Here is a 19,865-nt window from a genome sequence, read left to right as displayed (position 1 = left end):
CAATGCGAAGATTGAGATAGTTTAAATTGTTCTTATATATTTAATAAACCTAATGATTGATACACCTCAATAGCTAAGGCGGTATTTAAAAATGTTTTACCATTTGTCATACTTTCATTCCATGCTTTGGAAATAATTAAGCCACAATGTTTTGATGCAGGCTCTTCTGTTCCAAAGAAATATTTATTATAAAAAACACCATTTTTAATAGGTTCGGCACTTCCAGGATAAAGCAAAAAACATTGTTTAGCTTCAAAGAAATGATGATAGGCATACATTTGCCTCAAATCGTCCATACTTATCTTAGACGGATCGTTATTAATATTTTTCCATTTTGTATCTATCACTATTTTTTCGGAATTCATTGATTCAATAACGATATCAGGTTTCAAATATCGCCGAGATCCATTCACCTCCCAAAAGCAAGTAGATTTTTGGTTATAGATCATTTTTACGCTATCCGGCTTGCTTTTTTGTAGTATTCTGTATATGTATTCTTCCCATAACTGATTCATATTGAAAAGAATGGCGATAGAATTATTTGTACCAGCACACAAATCAGGGCGATAATTTAGCAATAACATTTTTGCAATTTGAATAGCAACCTGATAGGGCTCTGATTTTCGATCGAAACTAAGTTTGTCAAACAAGCTTTCTGTTATTTTGATATCGTCAACCTCGGGGAAATTCAATCCTAAACTACAACATTCAGATAATAACACCCTGCTACTACATAAGCTTGGTAATATATCTATAGCTTTAGCAAGGATTTTATGCAATAAATGATTTTTATCAAACTGTATTTGGGCTACATAAAAGCGTTCCTGGTGAACCAAGTTTTTTTGAATATGCTTTCCAATAAGAAGTTTTCCTTTAAGGTTATTACAATTGCCCTCGACTTTTCGGTACCTTTTAATTAGCCCTTGCCTTATCAAGGTATTTACTTCAATGATAAATCGTTCAATATAAAGATCAAGTATACTATTACTATGGGTTTTTAGATGTGCATCTGATATGGACGGCGTATTTATTAAATAGCATACTTTCAACATATCAATTAATATGCTTTGCCATTTATTTTCCTCTTGCTGTATTGCTCGAAGATCATCAAAATTCGCTCGGCGATTATCAGCTTTCGGCAAAATTTCGATAGTAAGATTTAATACTTTTACAACACCAACGTATTCATTAAAGCAAACGCCATTACGCGTCGGTTTAAAAAATGGCCTCTTCTTTGAATCATACAGTTTCCATAAGGCGTCAACATACTTCTTGTCTAATGGCTCGTGTTCTGGTTTTTGCCCTTTATAAAAAATTAGAGGTTGGCCTATAGTTATCGTTTGGTGTTCAAAAACTTTGAGCGTTTTCATAAGTTAGTTTACGATTGCTTTGACAGCTGATAAAAATCTATCTTCGTCCATTTGCTGATCTTCACCTATAAAGTTGTTGATCCTGTAAACTTTTTTTTCCAGTAAAATATCTTTGTCATCGTATTCAAAATCTGCAAATTTGGGAACATCGGTAACCGAGGTGATAAAGCCTTTACCCAAAATCAATCCAATTTTGCCGTAGTCTCCAAAAAAGTATTCTTGTAATTGAGGGATAATTTTGTTGTAGAAAGCATTATGAAGTTTATCACTATCATTGATATTCAAAAAAAATGAATGACCTATCATATGATCCCGGGATAATAATGTCTCCAAGCGTCTATTAATGCTTTTTAAAACATCTTTTAAGTTGATGTCTTTAATGTCCTTTATGTCTGGGTTATCTTCCTGCGGCAGCATCTCTATAAAGCTAAAACGTCTGCGTAAGGCAGTATCCAACGCCTCAACGCTTCTATCTGCTGTATTCATAGTGCCAATAATATAGAGGTTAGGAGGAACAGAGAAGCTCTTCTTTGAGTAGGGAAGCATCACTTCTAGGGCTTCTGCACAACCTTCACGTTTATCATCTTCAATTAAGGTGATGAGTTCACCAAAAATTTGCGACACATTACCACGGTTAATTTCATCTATGATTAATACATAATTCTTAGGTTTAACCGACGCTTCTTTCTTTATTTCTTCTGCACTCTTTACGAAAAAATCGAGTTTAATATTTTGATTATCTAGTTTATATATGCTTTGCTGAGAGAACGACTTATGATAGATTTCTGATACGGGAATATCTACGTCTTTTACTAACCATTCTACTTTCCTAAATTGGTAATAGTCAATTTCATCAGTTTCCTTGAAATAATAATCGCCAGTTACTTTTCCTATCGCTCTACAACTATTATTCCCGTTAGATACTAAAACGTAATTGCCTTTTTTTAAATAGTTGATAAAATGATTGATAGCAGTTATCGCATAGCCGCTTTTTTCAATCGCTATCGCTTTCTTCTTTGTTTCTGCTTCATTCAGGTTACTGTAATCGGTGCTACCTCCCCAGCCTAAAGCTATGCAGCTATTTTTTATACAATAATCATATATTTCATCATCCTCCGATAAAAGTGTATTTCCTAGCGATATTTTAAAGAAGGCTGTTTTATTAAATTCCTCTTTGCTAATCTGGAAACGTTTAATTTGTACATCGGGTTTGTAGCGCGCTTTTTTGCAAATCTCAAAAAATATCCCAGGTTCAATTTTATAATTTATTGTTTTATTAAGCACTTCTAATTCATCTGCAGGTTCCACCAATATTGGTTTAATGCCCTCAATAAAGTCTTCATATCCCAAACTTTGATGAAAAGTTGTAAAAGCTATCTGGCCATCTGCGTATAATCGCTGATATTCATCTTTAATCTCTTTTCTGGTTTTATCAATAAACACAAAATCGGGATTTGTGATTGCAATAGCCCTATTAATGGTGTGATATGTTTTACCCGTACCGGGTGGCCCATATAAAATCGTATTTAATGACATTGCATTTTGTGATTTATTTGTTTCAGTCGGAGGGTCTGGTTTATCGCCAGTCAAAGCCCATAAGTCATCAGTGTATTCAAAATAATCTTGATTGACCGGCTTATTGTCTACTAGATATTTATGGGCTACTGAAATAGGGGCGTTACCGGCAGGCATTCCTTTGGCCCGAGCAGCTATTAATAAAGCTTCCGGCTTGAAGATGTTAATGACCTGATAATTACTATATAAAAAGGCAATCTTCCACTTATAAGCATAACCCAAATCCATCTCGTCTATAGATTCTAAATGGTTTTGTAAGGCATCTGCTGCTATTGCAACAATTAACTTCTTAATCTCAAGAAATGCACTGTAAGCATCATTGCCATATTTGGAATGCCACGCATAGGTGCCATCTGTTTTGTAATTGGTACGGGTATCCGTTTCTTGACTACTTTTTCGGTATATCCCAAACTTATATGATGAGCCACCCCAGATGCTACCTAATTCTTCTGTTCTTTTTTCAAGCCAGTAACAAAATGAAGTTGATCTGTCAAGATTAGTATATTCATCTAATTGCAGATTTTGAAGGCGGCTAAGTGGCCATGTCTCTAGAAATTGAGTTTTAAGTTCGTAACGACTCATTATGTGATAATTGCTTAGATTCTTTAACGAATGAAGATACCGTTATTCTGTGAACTCCCAAAATGCGGCCTATAGCGCTATAAGACACCTTTTTTTCCAATAAGTCTTTTATCTTCTTTTCTTGACCGGTAAGTTTAGTTGAAGATGATTTGCTACCAATAGGACGTCCTAAAATTATACCTTCTGCTTTCTTTCTTGCTAAAGCTTCTTTCGTTCTTTGAGAAATGAGATTCCTTTCGATTTCAGCAGAAAGGCCAAAGGCAAATGCTAATACTTTAGAATTAATATCACTACCTAACCTATAGTTATCTTTAATCGTCCAAACCTGAATATCTCTGTTCATGCACTCATTTAAGACGCCCATAATCATAAGTAGATTTCTACCTAATCTTGATAGTTCGGAACAAATGAGTATATCCCCTGTTTTCATTTTCTTTAGTAACGAACCTAGCTTTCTATCTTTAACCTTTTTGGCTCCTGAGATGGTTTCTTCAATCCATTTGTCAACAGCTAAAGTGCTTTTCTCACAAAATTTATTTACTTCATAGCGTTGGTTCTCTACTGTTTGTTTGTCTGTGCTTACCCTAATGTAACCGTAAATCATATACTTTTCGTTTAATTAAATAGTCAAATAAGTTGATTAAATTAAACGAAAAGTCAATATAAAGTAGGTAATTTATGTATAAAAAAAGCAGTATTTACACTTACTGTTATTATATAAAACAATCGGTGGTTTAAACACAACAGGGTTCGATATTGTAATTGGAAACCCACCTTATATAAAAGTTCAAAGTATACCAAAGAATCTCACCACTTGGTTTAAAAGTAAATTTGTATCAACAACTGGTAAATATGATTTATATGTTCTTTTTATTGAAAATTCATTTTCTCTTTTGAAAAAAGGTGGCTGCATAATATTTATTAATCCGCATCGATTTCTAATTTCCGAATATGGTGAAGGCTTAAGAAGTTTTTTACTAAAACGGACAGCTATAATGAAGGCTATTTATTTCGGAGTCGAACAGTTATTTGAAACTGCAACTACTTACACCGGTGTGTTTTTATTTAAGGAATCTTCAACCAAATTAAGTTTTGCCATACCAAAATCAAAAGATTTAAACTCATTAGTTTATTCTGAAAAATTATATAATTCAGATTTCAACTTCAATTTTTCTCTCGATAATGACTCCAACCCAATTATTAATAAAATAGCTCAACATAAAAAAGTATCAGAAATCTTCCAAGGAGTTTTTCAAGGAATAATTCCCATGGGAGATGATATTCAAGTTCTGAAAGGCGAAATTAAAGGAGACTTTTTTTATGGATTTTCAAATGCATTGAAAGAAGAAATAAAAATTGAGAAAGGAGTAGTAAAACCTCTATTGAAGGGTGAAAACATACAACGATATATGCAATGCCAATCAGATATTTATATTTTTTATCCCCATTATACTAATGAAAATGGTAAGACTAAAGTAATAGAGGAAATTCAATTAAAAACTCTTTACCCCCTTGCATATTCTTATATCTTAAATTTCAAAGTAAAACTGACTGAAAAAAAAATAAAGTATAAAACAAACGCAGATTACTGGTTTTCGCTACATAGAAGCAGAGAGTCTTATTTGTTTGAAAATGAGAAAATTATTACGCCTCAATTGCAGAACAAGCCGTCTTTTACATTAGATAATTCAAAATTTTATGCTGACGCCGGAGGTTATATGATTTTAAACAAAAAAGGTTCCAATCTAAATTTGAAATCTTATCTCGGTATTTTGAATAGTAAACTATTTTATTACTTTATTAAAAAAACAAGTACTCCTTACAACAATAACTACTATTATTTCAAAACTAATTATATCGAACCATTTGGTATACCTACATTGTCTGACGACATGTCTCGAAGAATTTCTGAAAGGGTTGAAAAAATCATAACAAATAAGATCGATGGCGAGTCTACAATTGAACTAGAAGATGAGATCGACAACCTTGTGTATCAATTATATTGCCTATCTGATCAAGAAATAGACATTATTGAAAATGCCTAACTGCAATTAATCCACATTTAAATCATAATATTCTTTTTCGGTCAATGAAAATTCAGGTTCAATTAAACATACTTCTTCGAAAGTTAAATCATAGATTCTATATGTTAAATTGTTAATTGCTGTTTCTAATTTTGTAGTGTCTAGTTTTTCACTCTTCTTTAAAAATATATTGTTCACAATTTCGGCTACTTTACTTGTATTTTTTGATATTGCTATCGGTAGATTGTCAATCATGGTAGATGACATTGAGTAGTATCCTCCTTGTTTTAAAGGGAAGGTATTATGGATAAAAAACTCAATTAGTTTAGAATTAAGTATTCCTAAAATGTACTTTAAATCAACGACGTTCGACTTTAATGATATACCAAATACCCTCGCTCCGCTGTATCCTGCTTGATTTTGATTAATACCAAATTTCATAGCCCGCTGTTCGCCTGGGAATATGATTTTTTCATTTTGGGAGAAAACTTCTAATTGGCCAAATCTTGTTAACGTATACCAGTTTTCAACATGTTCAAAAGTTTCTCTTGAATCCTTTCGCTTCTTTAGTAGAAATTCATTTGACATCAAGTATTTATAAGTGGCTGGATATTTATTTTTTATAGCATTCAAACTAAGTAAAACAGTTTGTTTTTCTATGAGCTCAAATGGGTATAAAATGTAGAGATGATTTTTTACTATTGAATATCTGTCACAATCATTGGCTCGTATTAATGGCAATAAACACTCGCTTTCAATACCTAAAGTTTGAATTTGATCCTTTGTCATTATAAAAACTTTATCAGCGCCACTAACTATCCCGTAACTACATTTTCCATAGTTTATTAGTTTTTTGAAATTATTTTTGAGTTTGGAGATAATTATCTCTTTTCTACCAGAAGACATATTCCATTTTTCTGTATTAAGATTTCGATAATTAATTTTTTCATAGCTTATACTATATTGATCAAAAGGTAAGTCCCTGACTTTGCAATACTTAAGTATTGATGTTTCCTGTTTGCTTAGATGAAATATACTTACATAGGTAACGGCACTCTCAAATACAGATAATCCACCAAAATCGACACAGCTCTTTACCCACAACTTTTTAGTTAAAAAATCTCTCAAGTTTCTTCCATACTCCGCCACTAAAAATTGATTAGAAGATATATAAAAGCAATTACCATTAACTGAGACAAGGCTGTCACTTAGTTCAAAAAACAAACTCGAAATATCTAACCGTTTATAAGCAACTTGATATCTTTCTTTGTAAAGATCAATTTCCCTGTAGTCTATGTTTTGAACTTTTACATAAGGTGGGTTTCCAATTACAATATCAAACCCTGTTGTGTTTAAACCACCATTTTCTTTTAACATTGGATTTAGTATTTCTGGAAAGTCCAATTTCCAATCAAAAAAATTTAATGGTAATTCATCATTTTCTTTAAGTTTTCTCAGTTCATTAATATTGTTTTTCCAACTTTGAGTTAGAACATATAACTCCGTGAGTTGCACGAACTTTTTACTGTTTTGGGGCGGCTTGGATAATATCCCTTTTGTGTTTATCATTAATTCTAACTGATTAATGATAATATCTATTTTCAAATTGCGTATTTCTTTACCCAATTGCTTTTTACTTGTATTAAAAGGGTGAAAATATTTTTTCTGTTTGTTTGATATCGCCTTTAGCAATTCAAGTCGTTTAAACACACTTTCATTACCAAAAACATCCGTTTGTGTTCCTCCATTAATATTCCAATCAATGTCAATAACGGTATCTCCTAGTTTGCTAATCAAACTATTGCCAACAACTATCTTATAATCAAGATTCGGCAGTGGTTGAGGCGTCTCCTCATCAACTACCAAACTTAACCAAAATCGTAAACGTGCAATATCGACAGCACCTGGTTCAATATCGACACCATAAATACTTCCTTGGATAATATCAAGTTTCACTTGAGCCGGATTCCATCCACCTTTTAGCGACCATACACGTTCTGTTGTATCTTCAATAGCATAATGCAGTGTTTCAATCGCGTGGAAAATTTCCAATAAAATACCCATCGGGAAAGCTCCGGAGCCTATCGCGGGGTCGCATATCTTTACATCGCGTAATGCAACCAATATTGCTTCTTCATAGCCTGCGATGCCGCTTAATTCTTGGTTCTTTATAAGCCGATCAAGCCCATCACGCAATTCTTCATCAAGGTCGGTTTTACATCTAGTGTAGAGGTACTCAATTAGGCTTTCCTGACACATATAATGTACTATTTCTTTAGGGGTATAAAAAGCACCCTTGTCTTTATTGTCCTCTAATAGATTTTCAAAAATGTGACCTAACATTTCCGGATCAACAGCTACCGTATGTTCTTCAGGACTGTCTTCATGAACAGTAAAGTTATATCGATCGAAAAAGGTGAATAAATCTTTAAATAGATCGGCCGGGAAAACAAGAAAATCTGTATTGTATGTTTCCGCCTCAAATAAACCGCCATTTAAAAATGGGATTTTAAGTTTACTATATCTTGTTGTGTAAAATAAGGAGTCGTCTATTGCAAAAAAATCTCCATCACGTATTTCATTCAACGTATTATGAAACAAAGGCTCCAATACCAATGGATAAAACCCTGCTTGATCTTTGCTTTCGTTAAAAAGATTTCTTAAAAAATCAGGATCGCCTTTGCCCCAACTTTCATATTCCGGTACCCCCAGCCAGCCTTTCTTTTCCAAAAAATATAAAAAAACAATACGGCCTAGCATCTTCTTTACAAAGTCGCGTGCCTTTTTATCGTCAGCGTTAAAAATTGTTTTGAATTGAGCAGAAGGGGTGCCTAAAACTTTACCATCCTCATTTTCACCAATCAAATAGCTTAAGAACGCGCCGTAATGTTTGCGATATTTGTCAAAAAACTCTTTTGACATTTTTTCAACGTTAAAGGTATCCTGAAGGCCTTTCAGGGTTGTGCCCTTACCACCTATAATATCTCCCTGTTGAATGTTTGAAAAACGGTCGGCAGCTGTTTTAGCTTTTTCGTTTTTTCCAAAAAGGTAGGTATAACGCTTAGCATCTGTTTTAATGCTTTCACGTATTCCGGTATCAGGATTACGTGTTGTTACTTCACTAACATAGCTAAACCGCCACTTATCGCCTTGGGTGAAAACTATTAATGCAGCGTCAACGGTGGTGGTATAAACGTTTTGAAGCAATTTGCGTAAACCAACTTTATTGCGATAGATCTGCTTAACTCCAGGTACATCAACCTCATAGATACCAACTTTAAATCCATCTGTAGTATCAAATTCGCCTAGTTCATAGGCAATGGCATTAAATTCATTTCCTGTAACTGCTATTATTGGAGGAGGATTATCTCTTAATACATCTACATTAAAGTTTTGCCTCAGAATTTTGTACCAATCATCGCGGTTGTATTTATTCTCTAAAATAGGCCGAAGCTGTTCTGTATTTAACATATGTGACTTATAAGGTGAAGGTTTCTGAAATTATAATAGCAGGTTTATCGGTAATTGTTACAGGTAATTCGGGCTGCTCGTCGTCGTCATTATTGACCTGATGGCCATATTTTACCGCGTAGGTTAATAATAAGTTATGCGCCTTTGCTACTGGCATTTGGTTTTTATCGCATTTTAGGCGCACCTGGTTTATTTCGGCCGCCAAATTAGTATAAGTACCCGTTTCAAGTAGGGCATAAAGCAATTCGCAGGCTTTTCTGAATTTCTCATCCGTACTGTTAGCCTTTTCTTCCCGTATAAACTTTTTAGCCTGGTTTGTTTTGGCATCGGCATGTGGACCGGATAAAGCATCGGAAGATTGTGTAAGCAAATCCTCTTCGAATTTTTTCACAGCCATTTGTACCTGTGTGTGATGATAAGATGCCAACTCGTCAGCAGCAAGTTCATTAGGTTTGGCTTCAAATATCTCGGCGGCTTCTACAAAACTTAAAGGTTCAATTTTCTTATCGGCAACCTTAAAAAAATCCATTTTATAATCCGATTTTAAAAACACCAAGGTTTGGCCTTTCATGTTTTTTCTATCAGCTTGCTGCGTATCCCGTGCGGTCCGTGCACGCAGAGGTAATCGCGCTATACGTTTAAACTCTTTTTCGTTTTTATTCCTAAAATCGCGAATAAATTCAAGATATTTTAAGCGTTTATCTTCTTCTTCTGGCAAGCCCTTAATGTGTAAAGTAACCTGTTCTAACACTTCCTCGCGAGTGTATACTTGTGCATCTTCGCCATAAGCGGAATGGAATCCCTGTAATTTTATGTACGCGTTGTTGTATAAACTTATTAACGCATCACTTTCTCGGCTTGGGTAAAACGAGTAGTTATAAATAACTTCCGCAGTGCTACCTATTCGATTAACCCTACCTATTCGCTGCATTAGCCGTGTGGCATTCCATGGCGTATCGTAATTAACTAAAATATTTGCCCTGTGTAGGTTAATACCCTCTGCCAATACTTCAGTAGTAATTAGGTATTTAATATCATCGGTTTGTTTGCCTGGCAAATTAGCATCAAAATTACTTAGAATCCGACTTTGCATAGATTTGCGATTTTCAGCCGAAATCATCAGTGTTTGCTGTTCATATCCCCATTGGCTAAATTCCTTAAATAAGTATTTTGCAGTGTCTTTTGATTCTGTAAAAATCACCAGCTTACCGGATGGATTATAGTCTTTGCGTAAAAGTTCCTGAGTTAATAATTTTTTAAACACACCCAACTTTGGATCGAGATGTATCTTTTTCCATTCTTTACATATGGCATCAATATTTACAAGATCTTCTTTTAGAAACACTAAAAATTTATCATCAAAATCTTCAGGCACAAATATTTGATTCTTAGGATTTTCTATAGAAAGTTCAAGAATGTATTCATCTATCCTTTCTTCATCCCAACCCTTGTTCATCAAATCATTGATTTGAGCATCAGGCGCAACATAAATTTTCCCTTTATCAAACATTTCTATCATACGAACCGTGGAGAGATGGAAGCGATCCAATGATATTTTAAAAGCATCGAAAGAGCTTTCTAACCGCTTCACCAATTGGGTCATCATAATGAATGCAAGCGTTTTCGACGCTGTTTCTGCTTGTGTATAATACTTCTTTTGAATCTCGGGCAAAAGATATTCTATTGCCCGGTATCTGTAATAAGCAATCTTATCTACAAGGTAATCAATAGTGCTAACAAATACTGGCCCTAGCTCAGGCCCAAGTTCATACTCAATAGAAATTGGGGGATTTATTGCTGGAAATCTAATGCCCTGTTCATCAAGGTCCTTTTTGTAATCTCCATACGACTCTACATCTTTTCGGGTGCGCCGCACAGTAATAGGTTGCAATACTTTTTCGCGAATGATCCCATAGATTTTCCTTAGTTCATTAATATCCGGTTTACCTGTTACTTTTGCTGCCGATAATACTTCCTTATATTTCCTAATTAGCGGCGCAAAAAAACTTTGCAGGTTTGTAACCGGCAAGGTAGACTTCCGGGCATCAGTAAATAATTGAAGTTGATAATAAATATCTTCGGGCCGGTTATTTAAGGGTGTTGCCGAAATTAAGATCACCTTTTTTCGTAATCCTAATACATTTCCTTCAACAGAGCGTGGTGTTTTACAGATAAGCTGAAGCTGTTGGAACATTTGGGCTTTATGATTCCTGAATTTATGAGCCTCGTCAACCAATATTAAATCGTAATCTTCTTTGGGCCAATAATCATCATTTTTATGTTCAATTATTTTATGTAAGCTCCCATTACTTATATAGCGAACATGTTTATCAAGACCAAATTGGCTAAAAGTACTTTTCCAATTCTGTTCCAAATGAGGTGGGTATACTATCAGTATTTTTGTATTTATTGTCCCATTTGCAATAAGGAAGCGTTTAGCAACTAACGTTGCAATAATTGTCTTGCCTAGACCAACCACATCAGCCAGCATAAAACCATTATGTTCCAACAACATACTATATCCCTGATTGACAGCATCAATCTGATAAGTTAATTTCTTAAAGTTCTTGGGAAGATCTCCAACTGAGTCGGGATCATATTCAATGTTTTTTCCAAAATATTCTATAAGTAACTTAATGTAAATTTCAAACGGTTTATATAACTGTCCAATGTGGCTTCCTTCTTTAATACGATTTATGTCAATTGGTAGAATCTCTTCTCCTTCGCTCCATAGTTTTTGAAATTCCATTTCGGCAAATGCGACCTCTTCATAATCTCTTAATGCAACATTAAACTCGTAATTGCCTTCATTCTTTATTCCTAACCCGGCATCTGTTAGGTTAGATGAGCCAGTAATCACCTCTCCACCACTGTATTCATTGAATTTTTTTGGTAAAAAGACATATATTTTGGCGTGGAGCTTTTTAGTTTTATGTATTTTAATATGAATCTTTTTATCAATAACATCCTCCATAAATTGCAGGATACCATCTTCAACTTCTTTAGCATATTCAGCTTCACGAATATCCTGGCGCATTAATTTAACAAACTCTTCACGAGTACGGTCCGGATCTCCAAAAAATAATAGACCCCTACGCTTGGCTTCCGCACTAATTTGATCTACGTCTATGCCAACTAATATTTTAACTTCCGGTACTTTGTGTAAATGTTCGCGAATGGGGAAATATCCAGAAGCCCTAAAATAACCAACAACAGCATGGAACGCGTAAATATCAGCCATATGATCTATGGCTCCTTTAAACTTCTTGAATAAACTTTTTTCCTCTCGGTTAGTAAAAAACTTGGCTGACATCAATATAAAAGGTTGATTAATGGCTATGATTCTGATCCTAATTCTTAGTTGTATCGAAAGCTACAACAATAATAAGGATATAAAACATCATACTATTTATATATTAAGGGTAACTGTTATATGTTATTAACATATAGCTATTATTCTTAATCATCATGTAAATATAGAATAAAGGCAAATAGAGAAACCCGTTTGGTGGAGGTATTAGCCAAATTTGAGCCAAGGATAGTTAGAATGGCAGATACGAGAGAGAAGCCAGAGGATTGAAAGAGCTATGAAGCAGGAACAATATCGGATACAGTATAAAATAGACTGTACCTGCCTGCTTTTTTTGTTTTATAAAAATTAAAAGGTTAATTAGCATACCATTAACCTTTTTTACCATGTCACAACCCGATCTGCAAGATGTAATAGCCTCCTTGTTAACCAATGCGGCTAGCCCGCTCACCACCACCGAGATCGCGGCTGCGATTGCAAAAAAACGTATATGGCACCGGCCATCCGACAACCAGTTTCCAACCCCGAGCCAAATCAGCGCACGTGTGAACAATTACGGTCATTTATTTGAAAGGATTGATGGGCGTATTGTTTTAAAAACTTCAGCCAACGAAGTTGACCGATTGTTTCGCTTAACCTGGAATACCACCGGATGGCAGTTTCCCATTAAGCACAAGTGGCGTAAAGCCAATCAGGGAAATTCCAACATAGCCTTTGAGAATCAATATGGTTTCGGTGGCGAGGAATGGCTGTTCAACCCGCGTTACATCATCGACGGGTATCAATATGGATTCATAAGAGGCGTAAGTGATCTTGCAACCGATGTAATATTGGTTCCAAAAGCATGGTTATTCAGCTTAAACCAGGAAACCAAGGAGCGTTTTTTAGTCGGACAAATCAACGATCTGGAAGTCATCAAAGCTAAGCCTGATATTATGCGTATAGCTGAAAAATTATACAGGCATCACTTCGAGGATGTGAAAGTTGAATTACACGACGTTGATGCAGATGAAAATGGTTTGGATAATTACGGATTACTGCCAAACGTTCGTTTTCGCCTAACCGGTGAAGAACTTTTTGAAGTCATGTTGCCAGCTCCCGCACTTGACGGCCATCAGTATAACCGTTTTTTACCTTATATCGTCGATGATGAACTGCAGTTACTCATAGATGGTGTGTTGCCCGAAGATGATTTCGTTTTTAATCCTGGTGTGGCCCGAAACAGCGGAGGGCATCAGCGGGTTACTAGTCCGTCCGTCCGTGTAATCCAAAGAATTCACAGTGATATTTCTACCGCATTAGAGCAGTATTTAAGACCGCAATTTGCACGCAGCAACAAAAACATATCAATTGAAAAAACCCGCTTTGGTGATAATATTGCCGATGTAGTACTCATTCATCACGCAAAAGAAATAACGATACTTGAGATAAAAACCTCCGGGCTCGCCCGAAAAAATATTAGGGAGGCCCTCGGTCAATTACTCGATTATGGCTGCTGGTATAGCGGCCTGAAAATAAAAAAACTGATCATCGTTGCACCATCGTTTTTATCAGTACGGGAAACGGCTTATTTTCAACGGGTAAAAAATGTACTTGATATACCGATTGGTTACTGGCAGTATTTACCTAACGCCGTTAAAGGACAACCTGAGTTTGAAGAAATAATATAAACTTATCAACTTATTGATTCGCAAATGCTGACACAACAAATAGCCGAACAAAAGCTGTATGAATCTTTAGCTGATCTGCAGCAAAAGAAAGGAAATCTGATCTTACAGGATGTAGAAACAGAAACCATCAACGTGGCCTGTCTGCTCATCCTGGAAAATCACAGGCAGCAAATATCATCTCATCACGATATTAACCAGCTACAAAATTATGTTAACGCCAATATGCGTTTTCATGATATCGCACTGTGGTTTACAAATTATACTGCGCGGCTTTTTCCGCAGGACTATACTCAAAACCATGTTACTACAGCGTCATTTATGATCGTCCAAAATATCTCATGGGCTGGTATGTGGGATTTTCTGAGGGAGTATTTTTTCAGAACACATGGCAGAGCGATAGATAACGTGGAATCCGACATGTGCATTTTTGATTCCGTTCGCCACGAAAGGTATGAGAACAATTTAATGGTAAACAACTCCATTGCCGATCGTAAGGTAATCGTCAATTTTACAGATGAAAAAAGAAGGGCGATGATTAGTATCGAACCAACCTTGTCTGCGAAAAGTGCCAGGCTATCGCGCCGAAACGGCAACCAGTTGGAATATGCTGGGGAAGATCCTGATTATGCTTTTCAAATTACTGTTAACAGATTTGATCAAATCGAAAAATTTATATTAAAGATGCCAAACAGGCGGCTGGAGATTATTTATTATGTCTGAAAAAGTTATCGGTCCCGATGCACACGCGGAGTATATCAGAACGCTTGAGCGGCTTCTCGGGAACGTCGCTGAAATCAAATCACTGTTACTTAATTATGAACAGAAAGACAAGCAGGTTAATGTCCGGGAACTTATCGGCATCTACGATAATATATTTCAGGATCAGGCATTAAGCCCTCATATCGACTATGAGATAAAGTTCGTTCCGAAATCCACCTACGCTTACATCCCGGCAGAATTAAATGAGGAAAACGCTTACTACCATCTGACGCTCAAAATATCCTCCCCAGAGTTTTCATGGCTGAATGATCTTTATGCTGGTAGGATTGATGAACTGCTGCAATACTTCAGATATTTATTTTCCAGCGTAGATTCTGTCTTTGTACTGCGTAATAAAACGAAGTTAAATCAATTTCAGGCTCTGACAGATGAGATCGCAGCCGACATTACTGCATTTCTGGAAAAAGTGCTGGAAAACGAGCACAATCTGCCTGATTTCCTGAGACAACAGGATGCCGAAATTGAACTGTTACGAGCCCAGCCGAAGGAAAAGGTAATTTACAAAACTGATGCGGAGGCCTTTAACATCATCATTAAAAAGAACGGCATTTACAAGTTGTATCATTTTACAGACCGAAGTAATATTGATTCCATCCTTCAACACGGCTATCTTTACTCTTGGAAATATTGCGAAGAAAACGAAATTTTAATTCCCGCACCCGGCGGCAATTCGCTATCAAGGGATTTGGACAGTCGCAAAAAACTCGAAAATTATGTTAGAACTTCATTTTGCCAAAAACACCCTATGCTAAATCGGGTGATCGGGGACGGGACTGTTAAAAATCCTGTATTTTTAGAAATAGATCCTGAGATCATTTATTGGAATGGTACAAAATTCAGCAATATGAATGCAACCCGAAAAGACGCGATGATTGGCGAGTCTGTTGCAGATTTTACCCGGATAAATTATGCATTAACGCAACGGACGCCTCAATATGGTGATAGGTCTCATTATGATGCTTTTCAGGCTGAAGTGCTTGTATTCGAAAAAATCCCGATTGCTTACATAAAAAACTTATAGATGATCTTTATTGAAAGCAAACGAAAAAAAATGCAGGGATTAGTTCAGAAATACCCGGAAGCGATAATACTAGATTTTACGTCATCGGGCATAGATGAGTACAAACAATTTAGCCCGTTCTATCCCCATGGAGACATACCCGTTCCATTTTGCGATGCGTTCGCGAAAAGCGTTGAAGGAATATGGCAAGGCCTGAAAGTTTTTGAAGATCAGGATATTGATACCACTAAATTTATGATTGAAGACATGAAGAACATAAAACGCTCCGTTAGAAAAAACGGGCGGGTATGCGGACATCGAAAAGGCGTTTACGGAACAGAGCTGCTCGACTATCAGGAGGCCAGAAAAAAAATTTATTTAAAAACGTATGCCTGGGTATTAGATCATAAGCTACAAACATTGTTAGGAAAGCTAACACAATTAGCTCTGCAAAAGGATTTAGTTTTCCTGGACTATGAAACCAATATCGAAATTGAAAACTTAGAAAAGCCCTTATCCCATGCCGGTTTGGTAAAACGATACCTTGAAAAGAAAACACCTGCTATTACTTTAAAAAAATCAATTCCTAATCTTTTATTCTGAATTGATTGCGAGTTTATAACCTCAACCGCGGCAGTTGCAGTGTAGGCAAAGACGTGGCGTACTTGTGCCTTTAACGGTTTTGCTTTTTATAATTAAGAGTGATGTAAGTGTCAAAGCGTTTACGCTGTCGCCAGAAAATGATTAAGAGCATCTACTCAAAAAGCAATCTGCCGGATAAGCAGATATTAATAAAATCGAGTAACTTCTGATTAAAATCAGAGAAGGGTATAATCAGTTTTTAAACAGTAGTTTTAAAAATTCGGCGAATAAAATTGCATCAAAACATACTTTTTCATAGCTTTGACGTAACCCATTTGCACTCAATCAGTTGCAAAAAATAGGTGAGCATCTGGTGAGCACCAGGTTTTTAGAAAGTAAAAACATTGAAATTCAACAATATAAGGGCATGGTTCATGTCCCGTCCATTCCGCTGAAAACATTTAAAAAATGTTAAAAAGCCTTTAAATCATATGATTTAAAGGCTTTTTGGGTTTTAAGCCCCTCCAAAGCGAACCGGATTGTGGAAAAGTGCGCCAGGTTAAATCAATTATTTTGATTGAGCCATATTTTTTCCAGTACCTCGCCTTCAGTCATTGTTTCGTGACGAGCATCACTTTTAAACGATAAAATGATCATTTTTTAACCTGTAGCCGGAGCATACTTTTGACGTTACTAATCAACGTTTAAATTTAAAATCATGTTGGGGGTACTTACAGACATACAGATTGAAAGTTTGCTGAAACAGCAGGTTACCGGTCGTTTAGCATGCCATGCCGGCGGTACTACTTATATTGTCCCGATAAATTACTTTTATAGTGCGCCATATATCTACAGCCATTCGGCATATGGCAAAAAGATTGAAATGATGCGACAGAACCCGGAGGTGTGTTTTGAAGTTGATGACATCCAAAGCATATTCAGCTGGAAAAGCGTTGTCGCCTGGGGGCGTTTTGAAGAAGTGACCGATATAGACGAAAAAGCTCGCCTGATGCAGGGCCTTATACATCGGATAATGCCCCTGGCCAACCACCCGGCTAATCATCCTTCGCATGGGATAACCGAAAACGACAGCGATGTGGGTGAAAAAGTTGAATTGATTATTTACAAGATCAACCTTGATAAAATAACCGGCCGGTTCGAAAAAAACTGACAATCGGTGATGCCGTTTTACCAGGGCCCGATCTGTGTTATCGGCGCCATCTCCCGATGATTTTCTTGCTGCATTTTACCAGAATAGTTTTTTATCCGTTGATATTATAACAATGGTTGTAAGTAAGTGATCATAAGCAATTTATAGAGTGACCAGCATCATGTTTCCTGTGAAAAGCGTTTGTGAAATTTACGACAGAAAATTATAACCCCGATACCATGAAAACAATTATTGTAATTAATGATGGCTCAGCCTCTGCGGCGCACGCATCAAAACTGGCATTTGCAATTGCGCAGGCGGTAAAAGCCAATATTTTAGTGGCCAACACCTATAAGGTTAACACGATGGCAAAAGTGATGGCCGGGCATCATACTGAACAATCGTTGTTGATTGCCAGGGAACCTATAGTAAAATTGCTGAATGAGCTTAGCCATGATGCGGGGGCTTACCGGCCCGAAATATCAGCTGAGGATATCGTGGGATTTGATACTACGCAATTGGCCGCTATGATAATCAAAAGAAATATTTGGCTAATGGTAAGCGGAAGCGGTACCACGTTGCAAAATGGGCCTCGACAACCTTTACTAAACCTCCAAAGTGTATTAAATAAAGTGCAGTGTCCGCTGCTGATAGTGCCCGAAAACTGGACATTAAAAAACATACAACATATAACCTATATGGCCGATTTACGGTATTGCCGCGCTGCCGTTGTAAAATACCTTGTTCAACTGGCCGAACCCATGCAGGCCAGCGTAGCTGTAGCGCATTTGTCGGCTAAAGGAATTCCGGATATTGAGGAAAATTATGGACAGCGGCTGTTTACCGAACAGGTTGGAAACCATATACATAGTTACCCGGTTGGCTTTAACAACATCAGGGAAAAAGATATCCACAAGGCCGTTGATGTGATAATTAACGGGATGCATAACGATGTGCTGGTGCTTGTTAACCACCGTTATCATTTTAAAGAAATCATTGGGGATTATTTGACCGAAGCGCTGCCGGGGCATATTTCAATACCATTGCTGATATTTCCTTATTAACCAAAGCCGGGGGCATCATGGATGCTTTTGCTTTCAGGGTTCAAATAAAACGGGCATTGCTTTAAGCAATGCCCGTTTAAGTTTTTTTCAGATCATGCAGTCAATATTTAAAAAGCTGATTTGATCTTATCTTTTGTAATACTCAACTCTTCGGCGCTAAAACTTAGTTTGGGCCTTGAAAAATTAAGATCGTCAACCCGGTTCAGGGGAATAAGGTGGATGTGCGCATGCGGTACCTCGAGGCCGATAACTGCTACCCCTACCTTTTTGCATGGTATGGCTTTTTTAATTGCGGTCGCTACAATTTTAGCAAATATTTGTAACCCGGTATAAGTTTCATCATCCAGGTCAAAAATGTAATCAACTTCTTTTTTCGGAATCACCAGCACATGCCCTTCGGCCAGTGGGCTGATATCTAAAAAAGCTAAAAACTCATTACTCTCGGCAACAACATGTGCCGGAATCTCGCCTGCTATAATTTTTGAAAAGATGCTCATTTTGGGGTTGATTATGTTGATTAGGTGAGTGGTTGATTAAGTTTACGGACGGCTAACTCAATCAACCACTCACCTAATCAACCAATAACTACCGGCTTACTTCCAGTATTTCAAATTCAATTTTACCTGCGGGTACGGTGATCTCAATTTTTTCGCCTACTCTTTTGCCTAAAAGGCCTTTGGCTATGGGCGATGCCACCGAAATTTTACCGGCTTTCATATCAGCCTCGCTTTCGGCTACCAGCTGGTAACTCATGGTGGCGCCGTTTTTAAGGTTTTTGATTTTAACGATAGATAGTGCCAATACTTTTGATGTATCCAGTTTAGATTCATCAAGCAGGCGGGCATTTGCCAGTGTTTCCTGCATCTGAGCTATTTTAGCCTCGTGCAAGCCCTGGGCTTCCTTGGCAGCATCGTATTCGGCATTTTCAGACAAATCGCCTTTATCGCGCGCTTCAGCAATTTGTTTTGATATATCCGAGCGGCCGGTTGTTTTTAACCTTTGTAATTCTTCTTTTAGTTTTTCTAAACCATCTTTGGTAAAGTATGATACCTCTGCCATAACACGTAAATTAATTATTGTTTATCCTATTGGTTGTCCAAAAAAAACCGCCCTCCCTTTTTTAAGAAGGACGCAACGACTATAAAAACAAACAAGACTATATGGGCCATGCCTACATAGTCTTGTTTAGTATTAAACGAAGATAAGTGATTTAAGTTTTAATATGCAAATTTATTTGAGGGGTGAGTGGTTGATTGAGTTAGATTAGGTTGATTATGTTTTTGCACC

14 protein-coding genes are annotated in these 19,865 nt (G+C 36.5%); 7 read left to right on the top strand and 7 right to left on the bottom strand.

The genetic code is table 11. From position 1 onward, the window contains the following. Positions 1–32 precede the first annotated feature (32 nt). Genes FSB76_RS13495 through FSB76_RS13485 form a run of 3 tightly spaced genes read right to left on the bottom strand, consistent with a single transcriptional unit; the run spans position 33 to position 4,131 of the window. Complete coding sequence (locus tag FSB76_RS13495) at positions 33–1,370, bottom strand: McrC family protein (RefSeq protein WP_147054125.1); 1,338 nt, start codon at positions 1,368–1,370, stop codon at positions 33–35. A 3-nt stretch (positions 1,371–1,373) separates the two neighbouring features. Then, positions 1,374–3,527, bottom strand: coding sequence for an AAA family ATPase (locus FSB76_RS13490; protein WP_147054123.1), 2,154 nt, complete (start codon positions 3,525–3,527; stop codon positions 1,374–1,376). Next, positions 3,508–4,131: a master DNA invertase Mpi family serine-type recombinase gene (locus FSB76_RS13485; protein ID WP_147054121.1), complete on the bottom strand. Its 624-nt coding sequence runs from the start codon at positions 4,129–4,131 to the stop codon at positions 3,508–3,510. The genes FSB76_RS13490 and FSB76_RS13485 overlap by 20 nt, the downstream gene beginning before the upstream one ends. 103 nt (positions 4,132–4,234) lie before the next feature. Between FSB76_RS13485 and FSB76_RS13480 the strand changes: the two genes are divergently transcribed. After that, positions 4,235–5,572 (top strand): Eco57I restriction-modification methylase domain-containing protein, encoded by a 1,338-nt coding sequence (locus tag FSB76_RS13480; RefSeq protein WP_317131374.1) that lies wholly within the window; start codon positions 4,235–4,237, stop codon positions 5,570–5,572. A 6-nt stretch (positions 5,573–5,578) separates the two neighbouring features. On the opposite strand, the gene FSB76_RS13475 is transcribed toward FSB76_RS13480, so the two are convergent. Continuing rightward, on the bottom strand, positions 5,579–9,022 hold the full coding sequence (locus tag FSB76_RS13475) for an Eco57I restriction-modification methylase domain-containing protein (RefSeq protein ID WP_147054117.1): 3,444 nt from the start codon (positions 9,020–9,022) through the stop codon (positions 5,579–5,581). 7 nt (positions 9,023–9,029) lie between these two features. Then, positions 9,030–12,335 carry a helicase-related protein gene (locus FSB76_RS13470; RefSeq protein ID WP_147054114.1) on the bottom strand — a complete coding sequence of 1,102 codons (3,306 nt, stop codon included), beginning with the start codon at positions 12,333–12,335 and terminating at the stop codon, positions 9,030–9,032. 383 nt (positions 12,336–12,718) lie between these two features. Here FSB76_RS13470 and FSB76_RS13465 point away from each other — a divergent pair, with 383 nt between their 5' ends. From FSB76_RS13465 to FSB76_RS13440, 6 genes are all read left to right on the top strand, one after another. After that, positions 12,719–14,002, top strand: coding sequence for a hypothetical protein (locus tag FSB76_RS13465; RefSeq protein ID WP_147054112.1), 1,284 nt, complete (start codon positions 12,719–12,721; stop codon positions 14,000–14,002). Positions 14,003–14,026: 24 nt separating this feature from the next. Beyond that, positions 14,027–14,722, top strand: coding sequence for a hypothetical protein (locus tag FSB76_RS13460; protein WP_147054110.1), 696 nt, complete (start codon positions 14,027–14,029; stop codon positions 14,720–14,722). Beyond that, a complete protein-coding gene (locus tag FSB76_RS13455) occupies positions 14,715–15,803 on the top strand; it encodes a DarT ssDNA thymidine ADP-ribosyltransferase family protein (RefSeq protein WP_147054108.1) in 1,089 nt (362 codons plus the stop codon). Before FSB76_RS13460 ends, FSB76_RS13455 begins: the two co-directional genes overlap by 8 nt. Further along, complete coding sequence (locus tag FSB76_RS13450; protein ID WP_147054106.1) at positions 15,804–16,385, top strand: DUF6939 family protein; 582 nt, start codon at positions 15,804–15,806, stop codon at positions 16,383–16,385. A 697-nt stretch (positions 16,386–17,082) separates the two neighbouring features. After that, complete coding sequence (locus tag FSB76_RS13445) at positions 17,083–17,535, top strand: pyridoxamine 5'-phosphate oxidase family protein (protein WP_147054104.1); 453 nt, start codon at positions 17,083–17,085, stop codon at positions 17,533–17,535. 218 nt (positions 17,536–17,753) lie between these two features. Further along, a complete protein-coding gene (locus tag FSB76_RS13440; RefSeq protein ID WP_147054102.1) occupies positions 17,754–18,578 on the top strand; it encodes a universal stress protein in 825 nt (274 codons plus the stop codon). A gap of 107 nt (positions 18,579–18,685) precedes the next feature. Here the strand turns inward: FSB76_RS13440 and FSB76_RS13435 are convergent, their stop codons facing one another. Then, positions 18,686–19,075 (bottom strand): HIT family protein, encoded by a 390-nt coding sequence (locus tag FSB76_RS13435; RefSeq protein ID WP_147054100.1) that lies wholly within the window; start codon positions 19,073–19,075, stop codon positions 18,686–18,688. A gap of 88 nt (positions 19,076–19,163) precedes the next feature. After that, positions 19,164–19,637 carry a transcription elongation factor GreA gene (gene greA / locus FSB76_RS13430; RefSeq protein WP_147054098.1) on the bottom strand — a complete coding sequence of 158 codons (474 nt, stop codon included), beginning with the start codon at positions 19,635–19,637 and terminating at the stop codon, positions 19,164–19,166. Positions 19,638–19,865 lie beyond the last annotated feature (228 nt).

This window comes from Mucilaginibacter ginsenosidivorax, assembly GCF_007971525.1.
Lineage (GTDB): Bacteria > Bacteroidota > Bacteroidia > Sphingobacteriales > Sphingobacteriaceae > Mucilaginibacter > Mucilaginibacter ginsenosidivorax.
This window is presented reverse-complemented; position numbering and strand designations above follow the sequence as displayed.